Origin of the sequence: Bradyrhizobium sp. BLXBL-03 (genome assembly GCF_051853015.1) — a bacterium.
GTDB classification, from domain to species: Bacteria; Pseudomonadota; Alphaproteobacteria; order Rhizobiales; family Xanthobacteraceae; genus Bradyrhizobium; species Bradyrhizobium manausense.
The window spans coordinates 3,933,488-3,950,800 of sequence record NZ_CP182470.1 but is presented as its reverse complement, the minus strand read 5'-3'; the positions used below and the strand labels follow the sequence as shown (position 1 = coordinate 3,950,800).

Here is a 17,313-nt window from a genome sequence, read left to right as displayed (position 1 = left end):
GTCGCGCAAGGTGGCGTGTTGTTCCATGCCACCCGACATAATCATGCTCTGGTGGAGACCAATCGCGACAGCGCCAGCGAAGAACAAGACAGCGTACAAGGCTAGGACAGCTCTCGCCCAGCGCCTGTGAGTGATCCTGTCTTCGTGAGTTCTGGCGGCAGTTCGGTCTAGTGAAAACGGCTTGGTAACGTGGGCGGAATCCTCACTAAAATAATCCATAGGAAAACTCCTTGAATTTGGTTCTGTGAGTGCTTGGGATTTCCTCTCCGATTTGGGATACTGCAAATTCCAGGATCACCTTACGCGTAAGCGCCGAGGGCGTTGTGTTAGCCCGTTCACATATGGGTCCCGACGGATTTCCCATAGTTCAATCGCATTACGAATTTAACAGGTCAGCGCTACTGCACTTCACGAGTAAGCGAAGACCGTTTCCGTTCGGCGGTATCCGACCAAGCACCACGTGCGACACGTTGGGCCATGCTTCGCTGATAACTTGCATCGGAATTCGATGCGAAACGTGAACTGGCTCACAGGGGGCACCGGAGACCCCAACTAAAGTAAACGCGGAAGTCGTGCTGCGAATATTTCTTTGCGTAGGAGATTTCCATGAAGAAGCTATTTTCGATCGGAGCTATTGCAGCTCTCCTCACTATAGCCAGAGCGTCGGCTGCGGAGCTTCCAACGTTTGAACTTGCGGCCTTCCCGATCACGGCACACCAAGTCGCCTTGATAGGAGGGACGAAGGTTGAGGAGCAGGCGCCCACGCCAACGCTTATGCTCAACGGCATGTCCGCCCTCCCCCCATCAGATCGCAGTCTTGGCTCCGCGCTCCAAGGTGACGGCGGCTACAATCGTTGCGAAGCAGGAATCAGTCGGATTGTCAGCGCGATAATCCAACCGGATGCATTTGCGGGTCTGATCGGCTTCGGTCGTCATCCTCTCCGTTGCTGTCTACTCGATCTGGAGGATTGCACCGCGACGCTGATGCGCGTGCCCGCCAAGTTGCGGAATCCGGAGATTGCACAATGAGCACGACCTATGGTGCAACAGGGCGGGCCAGACGGCTCGTTTTTGCGGAGCGAATTGTCAGCTTCCTGGAGAGATATTGGGATGCGTTTCAAGAGCGGTGCAAACGCGAAAGATTATGCGCCGTCTTGGCCAATCTAAATGACGCGGAACTGATGGACATCGGGATTTCACGCGGCGAGATCGACTACGTCGCCTCGAACCGGGACATCGACCCGCGAGGCGTCCGATCGATCCCTCCGATGAACGTCTGATGTCAGGTATCGATGGATTCTGGAATTGGACGCGTTGGCGTACCAATTTCTCGGGGCCGACTTTCTATGGGTCAAAGTGCAATGAACTCCGCTTATCTTGGTCGCTGCAATGACGGGCGATCGTTCGGCATCGCTCAGTTGTGGTGCAAGTGGCCGAGTTTCGAGAAGTCGAGCGGGACACCCCAATCAAATACCTGTTCAACGGGTGCGAGGTCCTGATCCGGAAACCATCGGACCGAACAGGAAAGTGACAGCCAGTCGGACCCTTTCCCCGGCATTCCCGAGACGTATCAGCGTCAAGATCCTGGTGCTAGACTTCCTGCCCTACCGATTAGGAGGACGAATATGCCCGACAGCGTCTACAAGGTCATAGAACTGGTCGGTACCAGCACCGACTCGTGGGAGAAGGCGGCCGCTAATGCGGTCGAGCAAGCTGCTCGATCTCTGCGAGATCTTCGCATTGCAGAGGTGGTCAAGCTCGATATGCAACTGGATGACAAGGGGAAAGTCGAGGCCTATCGCGCCAAGCTCAACGTATCGTTCAAGTTCGAGGGCTCCTGAGCCTCAGCACCTCGCCCCTTCTCGGGCGAGGATGGCTCCTGTTGGAAAAAGGGTGCGTGGTGGCCCATGTACATGGTCATTCGCAAGTACAGCAAGGTTCGTTCGGTAGCGGACGCCGCTCGTCGCGCCAGGAGCGGCGTTGGCGAGATCCTAAGGCAATCGCAGGGATTCAGATCTTACCATGTGCTGGATGCGGGCGACGGCGTCGGTATCGCGGTGATGATTTTTGACGATCGCGAAAGTGCCAACGCGGCGAACGCCAAGATACTGGCATTTGTTCAAGCCAGTCTACCTGACCTCGATCTTGGGGTTCCTGAAATCGCTGCCGGCGAGGTTTTGGTAAACATAGAGCCTAATGGGTCTTCAGGCATCAAGTAGCCGAAAACCCTGCCTGCTGTATGGCCTGCCGCCCGCTGATGATGCAGTCAACCTGACCCGCATCACGTTTGCGGTGATCGCGCCCTGGCACCGGCGTTTGCCGGCAAAGACTTTGCGACTGCGCATATGTTTTCAAGGAGCACACGGACATGAAGCAACACACCTGCGAAGCATTTTCCACTGCAGCGATCGGCCGGACACTACTCATGCTGACGCGCAGCGTGATGCCACCCAGGAATCCCGACGAGGACGAGGAGGACGAAGACGAAGACGAAGACGAGGAAGATGATGCTGACGAACCGGCGGTCGTGCGCGAGCCGGACGAAGACTAGACTAGCCCGTGTCTGGCAGTCAGCGTTATAATATCTACCATGGGCTGGGATGCGAAAGACATAGCGCTTCTCAAAAGGCTCTGGTCCGCAGGACAGAGCGCGGCGCAGATTGCGCGACACCTCGGCTGCAGCCGTAACGCGGTCTGCGGTATGCTGAACCGTTTGGGACTCAAGCGGGGCCACAAGCCGCCCACAGCTCGGCCCCAGATAAGGCCGGCCCCGAAGCTGACGCCGTCGTCGGCAGCCCGCGCCCGTCCCGTCGCGCGGAAGGTGGCGTCGAATACAGCAGAGAGCCAGCCGCCAAAGGAGTTCAACAGGCAGCAGCTTTACGCCATTTTGGCTGAGGCGGTCAGAAACACTGGTTAGGAGCTCACCACGAACGTCATTGCGCTCCGGTCAATCTCGGGCCCACCACGACGGTTCGGCTGTTGCGAAGCTTCCCAAGCCTTCGTCTGCTTCGGGGAGCCCCTTGTTTCCCTGCGCAGGCCCGAGCGCCGCTGTAAAAACTCATCAATCTCGCTATCGCTTGCCTGCCAACGTGGCCCACGTTCGCTTCTCAACAGCGACAGACCGAGGAGTTCTAACGGACAGCTGGCCACAAGCTGGAGCGCTCCTTTCTTCGCGATCCGGCGCTCCTCACCGTCCTTGTTGATACGATCAACCGAACATCCATGTTCGATTAGCGCAAGGTATGCTGGGACTTCTGTATTGCCTGCTGCCGCAATGCTTTCGCCAGTCATCTCATTCCCCGTGGCAGGCCAGGCAGGCGATGCTTGATTATCGCCTGATGATCACAATCGCTTGCCTGCGTTCCGCGACGACCGCATTCGGTCAAAAGGCGCCTTCGTCCTCGCGCCGGGGCTGGTCCGCTCTGCCCCATTGAGCGGAGCTCAGTCAGGCGCGGCGTAACTTCGCAGATAGGCCACAAGCGGCGGTCGGGCGCGCTTCCACTCCGCTCTGCTTTCGATAGCAGCAGCACAGCCGCATCACCGTGGTTCGGCTAAGGGCCACAAGGGCCTTCAAGAGATAGCAGGGCGGCCAACCGGATTTGCCAAGGCGGACTTGGAGCTTCGTCCCCCGGCGGTCGGCGCTGGGAGGCTGGGGCCGCCCCGCTTTGGTAGAGCTTAGGGCGCGGGCGCGGGTCCGCTTAGCTTGGTGTTGACGCTCGTGAATACTCCGGTCAATGCGGTACCAGTGTTCTTGACAGCAGCAATGATTCCGAGGGCGATGCCGGCCGCGATCAGGCCATATTCGATTGCTGTGGCGCCGGTTTCATCGGCTAGAAATCTCTTGACGGCAGACAAATCCACCTCCTTATGGTTGTGATTTTAGCGTGCAACAGCGGGTTGTAACAACCGCTTCATACTCGCGAGCGGATTAAGGATCGCTAAATCCGATCGGTCGATTTGACTGCAATCTGAGATCGAAGGGCCGCTGAACACCGCACGTCTCGTCGAGGTCTGCTCAGGGTCCACAAGCAGGCTTACAATGCTTATACAATCTTAGTCCGCCTTAAGTCAGACGGCGGACATTCCGAGGCTGATGATTGAAGCCAACGAGAGCCGAACTTGGATCGTCAAGCTGCGGGTCCGTCAGGTAGAGATGGTCGTCGTTCTGAATGTCGCACGTCATCCTTGCGCGATGGCTCCGGATGCAGCGTAGGCTTCTCGTCAGCGCGAAGGAAGTTTGCGTGGTTGATCAGTGCGGCCGCGGCAAGTAAAAGGTGAAACGCAGGAACTTTTTGCCGATTTTTCCCGTTTCCGACATTCTGGTTCAGTCATTCGCGGCCCATGCTGCATCGCAACGAACCCTGCCCACCCGCGCCGGTTCCTCCACAGGGCCGGCTGGGCCTGGTCGACATCCTGATCCGGCTGAAGCGCAATCCGCTCGAATGCTGGAGCGAAGACTTCTTTCGCGATCCGATTTGCAAGCTTCGCCTTCCTTTCCTTGACGCGTTCCTGGTTCACGAGCCGCAAGCCATCAAGCGCGTGCTGATGGACAATGCGAAGAATTATCCGAAAGACGCGATCCAGCGCCGGATTCTCTCCTCGGGCCTCGCCGACGGACTGCTCAGCGTCGAGGGCGAGCGGTGGGAGATCCAGCGCAGAGCGCTCGCCCCGTTGTTCGCGCGGCGGACGGTGAATTCGTTCACGAGAGCGATGCTGACGGCAGCAGACGAGCTGGTGGTGAAATGGTCGAAGCTGGGAGCGACCACGATAGACGTTGCCGCGGAGATGACTCTGATCACTCTGAGGGTGCTCACGCTGACGATCTTCTCCGACGGAATCGGCGGCGACCTCGGCGAATTCAGCTCGGCGATGACCGCTTACTTCGACGTGGTCGGGCGCATCGGGGCGCTCGATCTGCTCGGGGTGCCCACCTTCGTGCCGCGTCCCGGCCACGGACGCCTGCGGCGCACGATGGCCTATTTCGAGGGCATCATCGACAGGATCGTTCAGATGAGGCACGAACGGCTTGCCCGGGAAGAGGCCCCCGACGATCTTTTGACGCTCTTGCTGAAGGCGCTCGATCCGTCGACAGGCCAACGGCTGGATTCGACGGAGATCCGCTCGAACATCCTGACGTTTCTTTCAGCCGGCCACGAGACCACGGCAAATACGCTCACCTGGTCGTTCTTTCTGCTTTCACAATCGCCCGAGTGGCGCGCGCGCGTCCGCGAAGAGGCCGAGCGCGAGCTCTCTTCGCCGGACGGCCTGGCCGACCGGCTTGTCGTAGCCAGAGCGGTCGTGGAGGAGGCGCTTCGCCTGTACCCACCGATCGCAGCGCTGAGCCGTTCTGCCCTCGAGAGCGACCTGCTGGGCGACGTCAAAGTCGGGCGGCGCTCGCTGATCGTGATCGCGCCTTACGTGCTGCACCGGCACAGGGCCATATGGGACCGGCCCAATGCTTTCGACCCGTCGCGCTTCCTGCCGGAGGCGCGGTCCACCATTCCGCGCTTCACCTATCTGCCGTTCGGCATCGGTCCGCGGACATGCATCGGTTCTTCTTTCGCGCTGCAGGAAGCCACCATCATCCTGGCCGTCCTGATCCGGAACTTCGATATGCGCCTGTCTGCGGACGCCGACGTCTGGCCGGTTCAGCGGATCACGCTGCGAACGGCCAAAGGCCTGCCCATGCGGATCAGCCGCCGCGAACGGCTATGATGGCATAGTACTCCTGTTTTGCCCGACGGGTCAAAGGAAATTCTGCAAAAACGAAATGGACGCGCCGTTCGCGACGGCGCTTCTACTGTGCATGGGGTTGTTTTCAAGTTTTTGCGAGAGCGGCCTGCGACCTCAATCCGCGACCGCGATCGCCTCGATCTCGATCAGCCATTCCGGCGCGGCCAGCGCGGAGACGCCAACGAGCGTCGAGGCCGGCGGCTCCATGCCTTCGAAGAAGGCCGAGCGGGCCTTGCCGATGATCGGGCGCAGCTCCGGCTTGTAGCCGACGACGAAGGTCGTGATCTTGACGATGTTGGCGTAGGTGGCGCCGGCTGCCTTCAAGGCGTGGCCGAGATTCTGCATCACCTGCGTGGTCTGCGCGGCGATATCGCCCTCGCCGACGATCCGCCCCTCTTCGTCCACCGACACCTGGCCGGAGATGTAGATCGTTCGCGCCCCGGAGGCGGTGACGACGTGAGAATAAGCGGGATTGTGGTGCAGGCCGCTGGGGCGGAGATGATCAAGCTTGGGCAACGCTTCCTCCCGAAGTTCATGGTTGGACGGGAGCGTAACCGGAGATGGCGCTCCGGGCTAGTGTCGCCGCTCAATTGCAAGGCTTCTTCAATTACAGGGCTTCTTCAATTGCAGGGCTTCTTCAATTACAAGGCTTGCTGTCCTTGACGTCGAACTTGCCCATCGCGCCCGAGATCACAAAGTCGTTGTAATCGAGCACGAGCTGGCGGGAGACGCCGTTCTCGTAGAGCTCGAACGACATCGCATAGACCGGCGTCTGCTCGCCTTCCTTCTGCTGGGCTTCGCGGTCGAAATAGCTGACCGTCACCGGCCAGCGCGTCAGCGATTTCATGTGCTCGTCGGACGTCGACGGATCAGGCGAGGCGGTGCGGTCTGCGGGGATCGGCTGACCGATCACGGTCAGCGTATTGTAGACCTTCTGGCCGTCATCGGAGCCGTCATAGACGGAGAGCTCCAGCAGCGACTTGCCGTCCTTGGCGGCGGCAATGATGCGCTGGATCTGCTCGGTCGGGAACACGATCTTGCCGTCGAGGGTGAAGCTCTTCGGCGCCGGCAGTTTGAGCTTGACGTTGATGTGGTCGCCGTCGCGCTCCGCCGAGCCGTCGACGAGGCCGGCCTCGGCCTCGTTCATCCGCGTCTCGATCTTGAAGCGATAGCTTTTCCCGGCGGCATCCTCCCAGGAATTGGAGCGGAGGTCGCTCAGCGTGATCTTGCCCTCGCCGCTGTCGAGCTCGGAGACCTGGCGGAATTCGGACGTGTAGCCCTCGCAAGAGCTTCCGGCGAAATTGTAGAGGATGCGGCCGCGCGCGCTGTTGATCGAATTGGAGCGCGATTTGACCAGGCTGAGATCATAGAGCGCCTGGTGCGCGAGGAACGGACCGTTCGCGGCATGCGCGCCGCTACCGGCGCCGAGAGTGGCCACCGCGAGCGCCATCACACCGAGTGAAGTCCGGAAAAGGTGCACCATATCTATTCCCTGGGGACGCGCAGATTCGACACAATAATGACCGTTCCATTGCGTCGCAACTGCGGCAGTTTCACTTAAAGTTGCGCCCCTCCGTCGAACCTTCTGATCTGCCTCGGGAAAATGCAGAGCGCGCCGGCCTCTCGCGGACAAATCCGCTTGCTTGCATGTGGCGGCACGATGGGCGAAACAGGGCCGCCCGGGCAGTTCCCAGACGCACCGGGTTGGGACGAGTTTTCAGACATCGAGGTCGAGACATGGCAGGCACGGTCGAGCAGAAACTGGCGGAACAGGGCATCAAGCTGCATGAGGCCCCCTCTCCCGTGGCCAATTACGTCCCGTTCGTACGATCAGGCAATTTGCTGTTCGTCTCCGGCCAGGTCTGCTTCGATCCATCAGGCAAGCTGATCGCCAAGGGCAAGCTGGGCGCCGGCGTCTCGATCGAGGACGGCGCTGCGGCCGCGCGCGGCTGCGCCGTCAATCTGCTCGCGCAGGTCAAGGCCGCACTCGGCGACCTCGACAAGGTCACGCGCGTGGTGCGCCTCGGCGGCTTCATCAACTCGGCGCCGGACTTCCTGGACGGGCCGAAGGTGCTGAACGGCGCCTCCGACCTGATGGTCGCCGCGTTCGGTGACAAGGGCCGCCACGCCCGCACCACCGTCGGCGTCGCCTCGCTGCCCGCGGATGCGGCGGTCGAGGTCGAGGGCGTGTTCGAGGTCGCCTGACGTTCATGCGTGCTCCGGATTGGCTGACAGCGCGGCCGGTCGCCCATCGCGGCCTGCATGACATCTCCCGTGGCATCGTCGAGAACATGCCGGGGGCGGTACAGGCCGCAATCGCAGGCAATTTTGCCGTCGAGGTCGATATCCAGCTCTCCGCTGACGGCGAGGCCATGGTGCATCACGACCATGCGCTCGGCCGCCTCACCGAAGCCAGCGGCCCGGTGGTCGCGAAGACCGCCGCCGAGCTGAAGGCCATCACGTTCAAGGATACGCCCGAGCGGATGATGTCGCTCACTGACCTCTGCGCCATGGTCGACGGCCGCGTGCCGCTGGTGATCGAGGTGAAGAGCCATTTCGACGGTGACCGCAAGCTGGTGAAGCGGATGGCCGAGGTGCTGGCGTCCTATCGGGGTCACGCGGTCGGCATGTCCTTCGACCCCGACCAGGTGCTGGCGCTACGCGAGCTGCTGCCCTCCCGCCCGCGCGGCATCGTCGCGCAGCGGAGCTATGAGGACGAGTACTGGGCCTACCTGACCCAGGAACAGCGCGACACCATGCTGTACCTGCGTCACGGCTTTCAGACCCAGCCGCATTTCGTCGCCTTCAGCGTCGACGACCTGCCCGCGCCCGCCCCCTGGATCGCCCGGAACATCTTCGGCTGCGCCCTGCTCGGCTGGACCACCCGCACATCAGAGCAGCGGACGCGGGTCGCGCGATATGCCGACCAGATGATCTTTGAGGGCTTCGTCCCGTAAGCTTGATGGTCCGGACCCTTGAAGTCGCTGCTGCAATGCACGATCTTGGGCGCAATGGCATCATCCGAAATCACCCTGGAGGCGGTCCCGTCCATTGGCGAAGTCTCGCCGGAGGATTGGGACGCCTGCGCCAATCCTGGCAAGGCTCTCAACGAAAAGGCCTGCAACGGGCATGGCTTGGGAACCTCATCCGGGTTTCCAGGCGATTCGTTCGGCCTGTTAAAGCCCGCCTATAACCCGTTCGTCTCTCACGCCTTTCTTTCCGCGGTCGAGAAATCGGGTTCGGCCACGATCCGCACCGGCTGGGGACCGCGGCACCTCGTGGCCAAGATCGAGGGCCGCGTCGCCGGCGTCGTGCCCTGCTATCTGAAATCACACAGCCAGGGCGAATACGTTTTTGACCGCGGTTGGGCGGATGCTTATGAGCGCGCCGGCGGCCGGTACTATCCCAAGCTTCAGGTCGCTGTTCCCTTCACACCAGCCACAGGGCCGCGGTTGCTGGTGCGCGACGGCGTCGACCGCGAGCGCATCATGGAAGCGCTGGCGAGCGGCCTGGTGGCGCTGTGCGGCGTCAGCAAGGCGTCCTCGGTTCACGTCACGTTCGCGCGCGAGGCGGAGTGGAAGCTGCTCGCCCGGCACGGCTTCCTCCAGCGCACCGACCAGCAGTTCCACTGGCACAATGAGGGTTTTGCCACCTTCGACGATTTCCTGGCGACCCTGAACTCACGCCACCGCAAATCCATCAAGCGCGAGCGGCGCGATGCGCTTGCCGCCGGGATCAGTATTCACTGGCTCACGGGCAAGGACATCACCGAGGACGCCTGGGACGCGTTCTTCGAATTCTACATGGAGACCGGCTCGCGCAAATGGGGCCGGCCTTATTTGACGCGCGAATTCTTCTCACTGATCGGCGACACCATGAGCGAGGATGTGCTGCTGGTGATGGCCCGTCGCAACGACCGCTGGATTGCTGGCGCGATCAACTTCATCGGCTCGGACACGCTGTTCGGCCGCAACTGGGGCGCAGTCGAGCATCATCCGTTCCTGCATTTCGAAGTCTGCTACTATCAGGCGATCGATTTTGCGATCAAACATGGCCTTGCGCATGTCGAGGCCGGTGCGCAGGGCGAGCACAAGATCGCGCGCGGCTACCTGCCACGAACGACCCACTCCGCCCACTTCATCGCTGATCCGGGCCTGCGTCGCGCCATCGACGATTACCTCAAGCGCGAGCGCGCCTATGTCGCGGAGGCCGGGCGGGAGCTGGCCGAGCTCGGCCCGTTCCGGAAAGGCATCGACGAGGCGCCTTGACGCGCTCGCGCGGCTGGTGACAGTAAGCGCAAAATTGAGCTCAAAATTCCCGGGAGCCGCCGCCATGACTGCCTATGACCCCAACAACATCTTCGCAAAGATCCTGCGCGGCGAGTTTTCCTGCCACAAGGTCTACGAGGATGAGCATGTGTTCGCCTTCCTCGACATCATGCCGCGGGTAACGGGCCACACGCTGGTGATCCCGAAGGCCCCTGCCCGCAACATCCTCGACATCAAGGCGGACGACTACGCCCACGTCGCCCGCGGCGCGCACAAGATCGCCGCGGCCGCGATGAAGGCGTTCAAGGCCGACGGCATCACCGTGCAACAGTTCAACGAGCCCGCCGGCGGACAGGTCGTATTTCATCTCCACATGCACGTGCTGCCCCGGCACGACGGCGTCGCCATGCTGCCGCCCGCGAGCCGCAAGGAAGACGTCAAGGTGCTGGAAGAGAACGCGGCCAAGCTGATCGCGGCGCTGAAGGGCTGACCGTCATTCCGTCTGGGAATCCCCAGCCTGCGCCGCGGCCAATGGGGTGAACTCGCAGCGATCCGGCTTGATATCGATTAGTGGCGTATTATCGATGCAGTCGAGGCCGCGCACCAGAATCGCATTGCCTTCGATCCCGACCAGCTTGACGATCGAGGTGCCGATCGGATTGGGCCGCACCGGCGAGCGTAGTGAAAAGGTGCCGCGGGTCTTCTCGTTGTTCTTCGGGCTCTGCAGCACGATGTCGCGACGCGACTGGTCGAGCCAGTAGAGCACTTCGAGATTGCTGTAGAAGTCGACGCCCTTGATCGCCGGTATGAACGGCTCAAAGATCTCGAGGCGGCAAATCGGGCCGTCCTGGCGCCCCTGCCGTGGGGTCTCCAGCCGCGAGGTCCAGGGCGTGCGGATGCGGCCGATGAAGACGAGGCCGGCATCTTCCGTGGACGGCAGCTCGATGGCGACTTCGCCCTCGCGGAGCTCGTTTTCGCGAACCATATTTCCGGTTCCTTGGCTATTCGCTGGTGGTTTTAGCCCAACCACCACTTGCCGGCCAGCATGAAGACTTCGCCGGCGACAACGCCCGCGAAGATCGAACGGCGGGTCAGCAAGAAGACGACGAGGCCGGCGGCCACTGCGCCATAGCGCAAGCCATCCGGCACGCTGGCGAGCGCGCCGGGCGGCTGGACCACGATCTGGGCGATGACGCCGGCGAGGATCGCGGTGGCGACCGCCCTCACCCAAACCAGCAACTCCGAGCCCTCATCGATGCCGCCGCCGAACCACAGGCCGAGCATGCGCCAGATCTGGTTGGGCACGACCCCCGCGACGAACAGCACGACCAGCGCATGCCAATCGCCGATCAGTTGCGCAGCGTTCATGCGCGGACCTCGCGCCACCAGTGCACGCCATAGGCGATGGTGCCGGCGGCCACGCCGCTGACGAGGATGTCGAGGCCGGAGTTCATCTTCGCCGCCAGCGGATAGAGCAGGATGCCGAGCGCAAGTGCGACCACGTCGGCAACCTCGCGGCTGTTGCGCGCGGTCGAAAACAGGAAGGATAGCGGCGTTAGCAGCAGGATCGCGGCGCCCAATGCCTGCGTCAGATTGGCGGCGAGGAAATAGCCGACGATGTTTGCGGTGAGACACACCGAGACCAGGCCGAAGCCGAGCCCGTTGACGAAGGCGATGCGCCGCTCGCGCGGCACAAGCGGCAGGAAGCGATGGCATTCGACCCACAGGGTCACCGCCGTGAGATGGGCTGCAAAGAACAGCTCGCGCCGCTTGGTCGTCGGCGTGCGCATCAGGGGCAGCACCGAGACCACCATCGGAAACAGCCTGATCGCACTGACCGTGACCGCGATCGCCGACTGGATGATGGTGGCGCCGGAGCCGAGCGTCGTGATCAGGATGATCTGCGCCGGCCCCGCCCAAACGAACAGCGTCGAGCAGAGCGCCCAGAGCAGGCTGAAATGGGTGTCATGCGCGAGCGCGCCGATGCCGAGATAGGTCGCGAACAGGACCAGCGTGAGGATCGTCTGCGTGATCGAGCGCACGCCCCAGGCGAAGGCGCGCCAGGAACTTTGCCATTGCGGGGAATCGAGCGGAGGGAGCGCCACGGGAGCTTGGCCGAGGGTTGCGGAATCGTGCCCGCATAACGGGCAATGCGGATCGCCTCGTCAAGGAAGCCCGCGGCGGGGCTGGCATGCGCGTACAGCCAACGGCCGGACCCGCGCCCAAAGGGGCGTGCCCCGGAATGACGAGAGGCGCACCGCCTATCCGCTCACGCCGCGGTTCTTCAGCACAAAACATGCCCCGCCCGCTTTGCGAATGCGGTTACAGAGATCGTCCGCCTCACTTCGCGTGTCGGCCCCAATGCGCACCTGGTAGAAAGCGTGCGAGCCGCGGCTGCGCACCACCGAACTGAGCAGGCTCGGATCGCGCTCACCGATCACGCCGCTAAGCCGCGTGACGGCACGGGAATACATCGCCAGTGCCTTGTTGCGGTCGAAGCCCGCGGCCAGCTGAACCCCCCAGATCTTCGCAGCGGCGAGCTCGACATGCTGCTCGAGTTCTGCGACGAACGGGTTCGGCGCGCGCTTCAGCAGCGCCATCAGGTCGCGGCAGCTCGTCGGCGGCGAGCTCGGCGGTCCCTTGCCGCTGCTGCCGGCCTTGGCCCATGTATCAACGCTCGCGCCAGTGATGGCATAGACGTAATTGCGCGTCTGCTCCGGCATGGGACCAGTGCCCGCGAGCCATTCCTGGACCCGCCGCGGACCGGCATTGTAGGCGGCGGCGGCAAGGCCAAGATTGCCGAACTGGTTGCGCAGCTCGTTCAAGAACTCGGCGGATTTCGGCAATGCCTGAACCGGGTTGAAGGGGTTGAGAAGCCCGCGCTCGCTCGCGGTCCCCGGCATGAACTGCGCGATCCCCTGCGCCTGCTCGCCGCTGCGCGTCACCGGTCCGACCGCATCGGCCTGGAAACGGCTCTCCTGCCAGATCACACGGGCGAAGAATTCCAGCGGCAGGTTGGCATCACGCGCGGCCGCCTCGACGATCAGGCAGATCGACTCCCGCGTGTCGCTCTCGCGCGCGGGCTCGTTCGCTGCCGGTTTTGCCGGCGCCTCGGGGCCAAGCTGCGTCGGAGGGACCGGAGCATCCTCGGCCAGCACCGGCGTGCAAACGAACGCCGCCGCAAGCAGCCACCAGATCAGCTTCTGAGCCCCGACGAATGCCATGTCGCTCCCAAACTCGGCCCTTGAACTCGGCCCCCAAGGCAACTAGCACCGGCGGGAATTAGCAACGTTGAGCCCGGCCAGGATGCAGACAATCTATTTTGATCTCGACGGCACGCTGACCGATCCAAAGCCCGGGATCACCGGTTCGATCCAGTACGCCCTGAAAAAACTTGGGCAAGCGGTCCCTAGCCAGGATGAATTGACCTGGTGCATCGGGCCGCCGCTGCATGCGAGCCTCAAGAAGCTGACCGGAACCGACGCATTGGCCGACCAGGCGCTTCTGCTCTACCGCGAACGGTTTTCCGAGGTCGGGCTGTTCGAGAACACACCCTATCCGTCCATCCACGACACGCTGGCGGCGATCGCCGCAACGGGCGCGCGCATGTTCGTCGCGACCAGCAAACCCGCTGTCTATGCAAGCCGCATCATCGAACACTTCGGCCTGAAACCATATTTCGAGCGGGTGTTTGGTTCGGAGCTCGACGGCACCCGCGTCGACAAGCGCGACCTGCTGCGCTACGCGCTCGACGAGACCAAGGTCGACGCCGCCGGTGCCATCATGATCGGCGACCGCAGCCATGACGTGGTCGGTGCCCGGACCAACGGCATGACGGCGATCGGTGTGCTCTACGGCTATGGCAGCGAGGCCGAGCTCAGGGATGCCGGCGCGCATCACATTTGCGCGGCGCATCCGGAGCTGCTCGGCCACTGCGTCGCCTAAGCGGCAACCGTCTCGACCGCCGCAAGCATTCCCGTCTTCGGATGGCAGTTCAGATATTCGAAAAACTGCTCATCAGCGGCTGCCACCGTAACCTCGTGATAAAGCCGCAGCTTCGCTGACGGCCCCAGCGTCGAGAGATATTTCATCGCCGCGCCGAAGATTTTGACGTGGGTCGGGTGCGATTCCGCCCAGCGCTCCAGTGCAGCCAAGCTCCTCCACCAGCTCTGGCCGTATGATTTTTCACTTGCCTTGCCGTCAGCCGAGAGCACCTGCATGTAGCGGTTGGCATAGCATCCGATTCCGAGCCCGTCATCGCGCAGGAAATCCATGCCTTCGCGCAGCACGGGCTCGACGTCGTCGAGATACAACTTTCGCTCCGACGCTTCCGTATCGCTCCAGTCCTGCCCGGAGCGGATCAGGCAAAGATTGTCGTGCGCCTTCACCCGCAGCCGTGCACCGTCACGGATCAGTTCAGGATTGCCACAAGGCGACATCGGGTCGGTCTGCGACAGCGGAATGCGATCGCGCATGCCGCCCCAATAAGCGTGCTCCTGCACCTCGCCGCTCATGCCCTCGGCGATCGCCGCAACGCCTTCGGGCCTGCCTAACGAGGAGAACAGCGTCTCGTGCCGCGCCACAGCGGGGCGCAACACCTCGATGAAGGTGCCGATGCCGTCGCGCGACGCTCCGGTCCACGCCTCACGTGCCGGCGCAAACCAGGCGTCGAAGCGTGCAATGTCGTCCCAATAGGCCACCGAAACGATGTTGGCGTGTCCGGCCTGGTCGACATAGTGCGCGCGGTCCCAATGCGTGGGACCGCCCTCACCGGCAAACAGCCTGCCGATTTCGGCGAGCGCTTCTGTCGCAGCCGCCGATACCGCCCCACGATGCTGCACCCCGAAATAGGCCATCACCACGCGGCTCACTCCGGGTTTGTAGCGCGCCACGAAAGATGGATATGGCGGCTGATAGTCATCAGGCACGCGCTTGTGACGCGTGCGCGGGGTTTCGAGATGCGCGGGAATTGCGGATTCCATGATCATACCCTCCCCTCGATCGCAGCGATCAGCTCGCTGCCGCGCCGATTTCCACCGGCTCGACGGTGTCGACCGGCAGCGCGAACTGCTCGACCCGCTTGTACGGCTTCCGGTTGAGCAGCAGCCGCGTGACGTCGGGCCGCGAATAATGCCCGGCGGGATCGGCTGCGTTCTTGGCAACGCCGATGGCGCCGAGATCGATCTCTGCGATCAGCAGGCCCTCCTGGTCCGGCGCGAGCTTGTCGCCGATCTGGCTGCCGTCGGGCCCGTAGATCGCGGCAAACCCGCCGCCGACATGCAGCAGCGCATTCTTGTCCGGCCGGTCGCAGAGCTCGTCGATCATGGCCTGCGACACCGTCGCGCACGGCGCCAGCACGAAGCAGGAGCCCTCCACCGCATAGACGCGCGAGGCGGCGTTGTTGACCTCGGCCCCTAACGCCGGCGCGAAGGGATCGTAGAGCGAGAAGCTCGGCCAGGCCGCGACATGCACCTGCTCGTTCTGGGCGTACATCGCGTATTTCGATAGCGGCTGGAGATGCTCCCAGCAGCACAGCGCACCGAGGCGGCCGATGTCGGGCCGCGCATGGACCGCAAGATCGCTGCCATCCCCCTCGCCATACACCGTCCGTTCGGCATGGGTCGGCCGCAATTTGCGGCGTTTTGCGATGGTCTCGCCGTCGGGTCCGATCAGCCATTGCGCGAGATAGAGGCTGCCGCCGTCGCGCTCGGAGAGGCCGATCACCGCGGTGAGCCGCGCTTTCCGCACCGCATCGCGCAGCTTCTCGGCCTGCGGACTGTCATAAGACAGCGAATTGTCAAAGTAGCGCTGCACAAAACCGCGGCCGATCGCCCAGGCCGGCGAGTCCAGCCAGATATGCCAGGGGTATCCGGGGATGAACGCTTCCGGAAATGCGATCAGCTTGGCGCCCTTCTCGGCGGCCTCCCTGATCAGCGCGACCGACTTGTCGATCGAGGCGTCCAGATCGAGCCAGGCTGGCGCTGCCTGCACCACCGCGACCTTGTATTTCGGATGTTCGATGCCCATTGCCGCCTCCGTTGCCGGTTGATCCAAAACCACGTCCGATGCAGTCTATTGGGCCAAGCCGGGCGGCCGCGCTCGACCACGGCGGAACAAAAACTCGACTGGCAAGAACACGAGTAGGGATCGCGCCCCGGTACGGAACTTGCCTGCGAACCAGGCTGGATCTGAGCCACCATGCAGTTTGCTGGACGTGAAAGGGGAGGCCTGACGATGACAATCCAGTTCACGACGGACGGCAGCCCCGGCTACCGGCGCCTTGCCCTCTGGCAGGACATCGTCTGCGATGTGTTCGTCGGGCTCGACTGCAAGTCCGACCTCGGCAGCGCCTTTCACGGCTCGGTCACCCAGGCCCCGCTCGGGAAGGCCGTCTGCTCCGAGGTCTGCTCCGAGCGCCAGCACGTCTTCCGCACGCCCTCGCGCATCGCACGTTCGGATCAGGACTATGTCCTCGTTGCACTCGGCAATCGCGGCGATGGCGGTGTGGTGCAGGACGGCCGCGAGACGGTGATCCACCCCGGCGAGTTCGCGCTCTACGACACCACGCGTCCCTATGAGTTGAAGTTCAAGGACACGTTCTCCCAAACCATCTTCAAGGTGCCGCGCGAGATGTTGCAGCGGCGGCTGGGCGGCACCGAGAGGCTCACCGCGATCACGTTCGGGACCGATGCGCCGCTCGAGCGGCTCGCCTATGATTTCATCTTCAAGCTTTGCCAAAGCGCAGATCGGCTCGCGCCGAGCAGTGCAGCCGCCCTTTCCGAGCAGGCGGTCGACTTGCTGGGGATGGCGCTGAGCGAACGGCTTGGCGGGACATCGATGCCGTCCTCGACCCATCGCTCCGCCCTGCTCTACCGGCTCAAGGCGCATATCCGCGCGCGCCTTGCCGATCCCGATCTCTCGCTGGCCGAAACGGCCGCGGCTCTCGGCATCTCGCCCCGCTACGTCAACGACCTCCTCGCCGACGAGGACACTTCATTCCAACGCCATGTGCTTGCCGAACGTCTCGCGCAATGCCGGCGCGACCTCGCCTCGCCCCTGCTCGCCCATCGCCACATCAGCGAGATCGCGTTTGCCTGGGGCTTCAACGACGTCTCGCATTTCGGCCGCGTCTTCCGCGAGCATTTCGGGATGTCGCCGCGCGATTACAGGCAAAGCCAGCTGCAGCACTAGGATCCGGCCAACTCGATGACATGCGTCTGCACGAGTCCATTCCGCCAGCAAGGCGGGTATGTCAACGCGCCGTAGGACAACACATCTGCTTGCACTACGATCTCTCCCCAGGGCCGCGCCA

The 17,313-nt window shown here is 62.8% G+C and carries 22 protein-coding genes; 13 read left to right on the top strand and 9 right to left on the bottom strand.

Annotation, left to right across the window (positions count from 1 at the left end):
* Positions 1 to 606: 606 nt before the first annotated feature.
* From ACNJX9_RS19000 to ACNJX9_RS18975, 6 genes are all read left to right on the top strand, one after another.
* Positions 607 to 1,029, top strand: coding sequence for a hypothetical protein (locus ACNJX9_RS19000; RefSeq protein WP_057756600.1), 423 nt, complete (start codon positions 607 to 609; stop codon positions 1,027 to 1,029).
* Positions 1,026 to 1,280, top strand: coding sequence for a DUF1127 domain-containing protein (locus ACNJX9_RS18995; protein ID WP_439409874.1), 255 nt, complete (start codon positions 1,026 to 1,028; stop codon positions 1,278 to 1,280). The genes ACNJX9_RS19000 and ACNJX9_RS18995 overlap by 4 nt, the downstream gene beginning before the upstream one ends.
* 345 nt (positions 1,281 to 1,625) lie before the next feature.
* Positions 1,626 to 1,841 carry a dodecin family protein gene (locus ACNJX9_RS18990; RefSeq protein WP_057756602.1) on the top strand — a complete coding sequence of 72 codons (216 nt, stop codon included), beginning with the start codon at positions 1,626 to 1,628 and terminating at the stop codon, positions 1,839 to 1,841.
* 66 nt (positions 1,842 to 1,907) lie between these two features.
* The gene (locus ACNJX9_RS18985) at positions 1,908 to 2,219 is read left to right on the top strand and encodes a hypothetical protein (protein WP_057756604.1); all 312 of its coding nucleotides are present in this window, start codon (positions 1,908 to 1,910) and stop codon (positions 2,217 to 2,219) included.
* A gap of 149 nt (positions 2,220 to 2,368) precedes the next feature.
* On the top strand, positions 2,369 to 2,551 hold the full coding sequence (locus ACNJX9_RS18980) for a hypothetical protein (protein ID WP_439409873.1): 183 nt from the start codon (positions 2,369 to 2,371) through the stop codon (positions 2,549 to 2,551).
* Between the two features lie 39 nt (positions 2,552 to 2,590).
* Positions 2,591 to 2,917, top strand: coding sequence for a GcrA family cell cycle regulator (locus ACNJX9_RS18975; RefSeq protein ID WP_057756607.1), 327 nt, complete (start codon positions 2,591 to 2,593; stop codon positions 2,915 to 2,917).
* Positions 2,918 to 3,675: 758 nt separating this feature from the next.
* On the opposite strand, the gene ACNJX9_RS18970 is transcribed toward ACNJX9_RS18975, so the two are convergent.
* Complete coding sequence (locus ACNJX9_RS18970) at positions 3,676 to 3,855, bottom strand: Flp family type IVb pilin (protein ID WP_057751786.1); 180 nt, start codon at positions 3,853 to 3,855, stop codon at positions 3,676 to 3,678.
* A gap of 486 nt (positions 3,856 to 4,341) precedes the next feature.
* Between ACNJX9_RS18970 and ACNJX9_RS18965 the strand changes: the two genes are divergently transcribed.
* Positions 4,342 to 5,715 (top strand): cytochrome P450, encoded by a 1,374-nt coding sequence (locus tag ACNJX9_RS18965; protein ID WP_439409872.1) that lies wholly within the window; start codon positions 4,342 to 4,344, stop codon positions 5,713 to 5,715.
* Between the two features lie 132 nt (positions 5,716 to 5,847).
* Here the strand turns inward: ACNJX9_RS18965 and ACNJX9_RS18960 are convergent, their stop codons facing one another.
* Together ACNJX9_RS18960 and ACNJX9_RS18955 are read right to left on the bottom strand one after the other, a co-directional pair.
* On the bottom strand, positions 5,848 to 6,249 hold the full coding sequence (locus ACNJX9_RS18960; protein ID WP_057751440.1) for a RidA family protein: 402 nt from the start codon (positions 6,247 to 6,249) through the stop codon (positions 5,848 to 5,850).
* Between the two features lie 121 nt (positions 6,250 to 6,370).
* Positions 6,371 to 7,216: a cell envelope integrity EipB family protein gene (locus ACNJX9_RS18955; RefSeq protein WP_057751442.1), complete on the bottom strand. Its 846-nt coding sequence runs from the start codon at positions 7,214 to 7,216 to the stop codon at positions 6,371 to 6,373.
* Positions 7,217 to 7,470: 254 nt separating this feature from the next.
* On the opposite strand from ACNJX9_RS18955, the gene ACNJX9_RS18950 reads away from it, so the two are divergent.
* The 4 genes from ACNJX9_RS18950 (at position 7,471) to ACNJX9_RS18935 (ending at position 10,491) form a co-directional block, all read left to right on the top strand.
* Positions 7,471 to 7,938 carry a RidA family protein gene (locus tag ACNJX9_RS18950; protein WP_057751444.1) on the top strand — a complete coding sequence of 156 codons (468 nt, stop codon included), beginning with the start codon at positions 7,471 to 7,473 and terminating at the stop codon, positions 7,936 to 7,938.
* Between the two features lie 5 nt (positions 7,939 to 7,943).
* A complete protein-coding gene (locus tag ACNJX9_RS18945; protein WP_439409871.1) occupies positions 7,944 to 8,690 on the top strand; it encodes a glycerophosphodiester phosphodiesterase in 747 nt (248 codons plus the stop codon).
* A 54-nt stretch (positions 8,691 to 8,744) separates the two neighbouring features.
* Positions 8,745 to 10,001, top strand: a complete 1,257-nt coding sequence (locus ACNJX9_RS18940) for a GNAT family N-acetyltransferase (protein WP_439409870.1) — start codon at positions 8,745 to 8,747, stop codon at positions 9,999 to 10,001.
* Positions 10,002 to 10,065: 64 nt separating this feature from the next.
* Complete coding sequence (locus tag ACNJX9_RS18935) at positions 10,066 to 10,491, top strand: HIT domain-containing protein (RefSeq protein WP_057751448.1); 426 nt, start codon at positions 10,066 to 10,068, stop codon at positions 10,489 to 10,491.
* Positions 10,492 to 10,494: 3 nt separating this feature from the next.
* Here ACNJX9_RS18935 and tsaA read toward each other — a convergent pair whose 3' ends face one another.
* The 4 genes from tsaA to ACNJX9_RS18915 form a co-directional block, all read right to left on the bottom strand.
* Positions 10,495 to 10,986: a tRNA (N6-threonylcarbamoyladenosine(37)-N6)-methyltransferase TrmO gene (gene tsaA, locus ACNJX9_RS18930; protein WP_057751451.1), complete on the bottom strand. Its 492-nt coding sequence runs from the start codon at positions 10,984 to 10,986 to the stop codon at positions 10,495 to 10,497.
* A gap of 32 nt (positions 10,987 to 11,018) precedes the next feature.
* Complete coding sequence (locus ACNJX9_RS18925; protein WP_057751453.1) at positions 11,019 to 11,369, bottom strand: AzlD domain-containing protein; 351 nt, start codon at positions 11,367 to 11,369, stop codon at positions 11,019 to 11,021.
* Entirely contained in the window at positions 11,366 to 12,106 is a 741-nt protein-coding gene (locus ACNJX9_RS18920; RefSeq protein WP_057751455.1) for an AzlC family ABC transporter permease, read from the bottom strand. Before ACNJX9_RS18920 ends, ACNJX9_RS18925 begins: the two co-directional genes overlap by 4 nt.
* A 156-nt stretch (positions 12,107 to 12,262) precedes the next feature.
* Positions 12,263 to 13,225, bottom strand: a complete 963-nt coding sequence (locus ACNJX9_RS18915; RefSeq protein WP_439409869.1) for a lytic transglycosylase domain-containing protein — start codon at positions 13,223 to 13,225, stop codon at positions 12,263 to 12,265.
* Positions 13,226 to 13,307: 82 nt separating this feature from the next.
* Here ACNJX9_RS18915 and ACNJX9_RS18910 point away from each other — a divergent pair, with 82 nt between their 5' ends.
* Positions 13,308 to 13,946, top strand: a complete 639-nt coding sequence (locus tag ACNJX9_RS18910) for an HAD family hydrolase (protein ID WP_057751459.1) — start codon at positions 13,308 to 13,310, stop codon at positions 13,944 to 13,946.
* On the opposite strand, the gene ACNJX9_RS18905 is transcribed toward ACNJX9_RS18910, so the two are convergent.
* Both ACNJX9_RS18905 and ACNJX9_RS18900 read right to left on the bottom strand, forming a co-directional pair.
* A complete protein-coding gene (locus ACNJX9_RS18905; RefSeq protein ID WP_439409868.1) occupies positions 13,943 to 14,983 on the bottom strand; it encodes a phenylacetaldoxime dehydratase family protein in 1,041 nt (346 codons plus the stop codon). The genes ACNJX9_RS18910 and ACNJX9_RS18905 overlap by 4 nt on opposite strands.
* Positions 14,984 to 15,011: 28 nt before the next feature.
* Positions 15,012 to 16,028, bottom strand: coding sequence for a carbon-nitrogen hydrolase family protein (locus ACNJX9_RS18900; protein WP_057751462.1), 1,017 nt, complete (start codon positions 16,026 to 16,028; stop codon positions 15,012 to 15,014).
* A 207-nt stretch (positions 16,029 to 16,235) separates the two neighbouring features.
* On the opposite strand from ACNJX9_RS18900, the gene ACNJX9_RS18895 reads away from it, so the two are divergent.
* Positions 16,236 to 17,192 carry a helix-turn-helix domain-containing protein gene (locus tag ACNJX9_RS18895; RefSeq protein ID WP_439409867.1) on the top strand — a complete coding sequence of 319 codons (957 nt, stop codon included), beginning with the start codon at positions 16,236 to 16,238 and terminating at the stop codon, positions 17,190 to 17,192.
* The last annotated feature ends 121 nt before the right edge of the window (positions 17,193 to 17,313 follow it).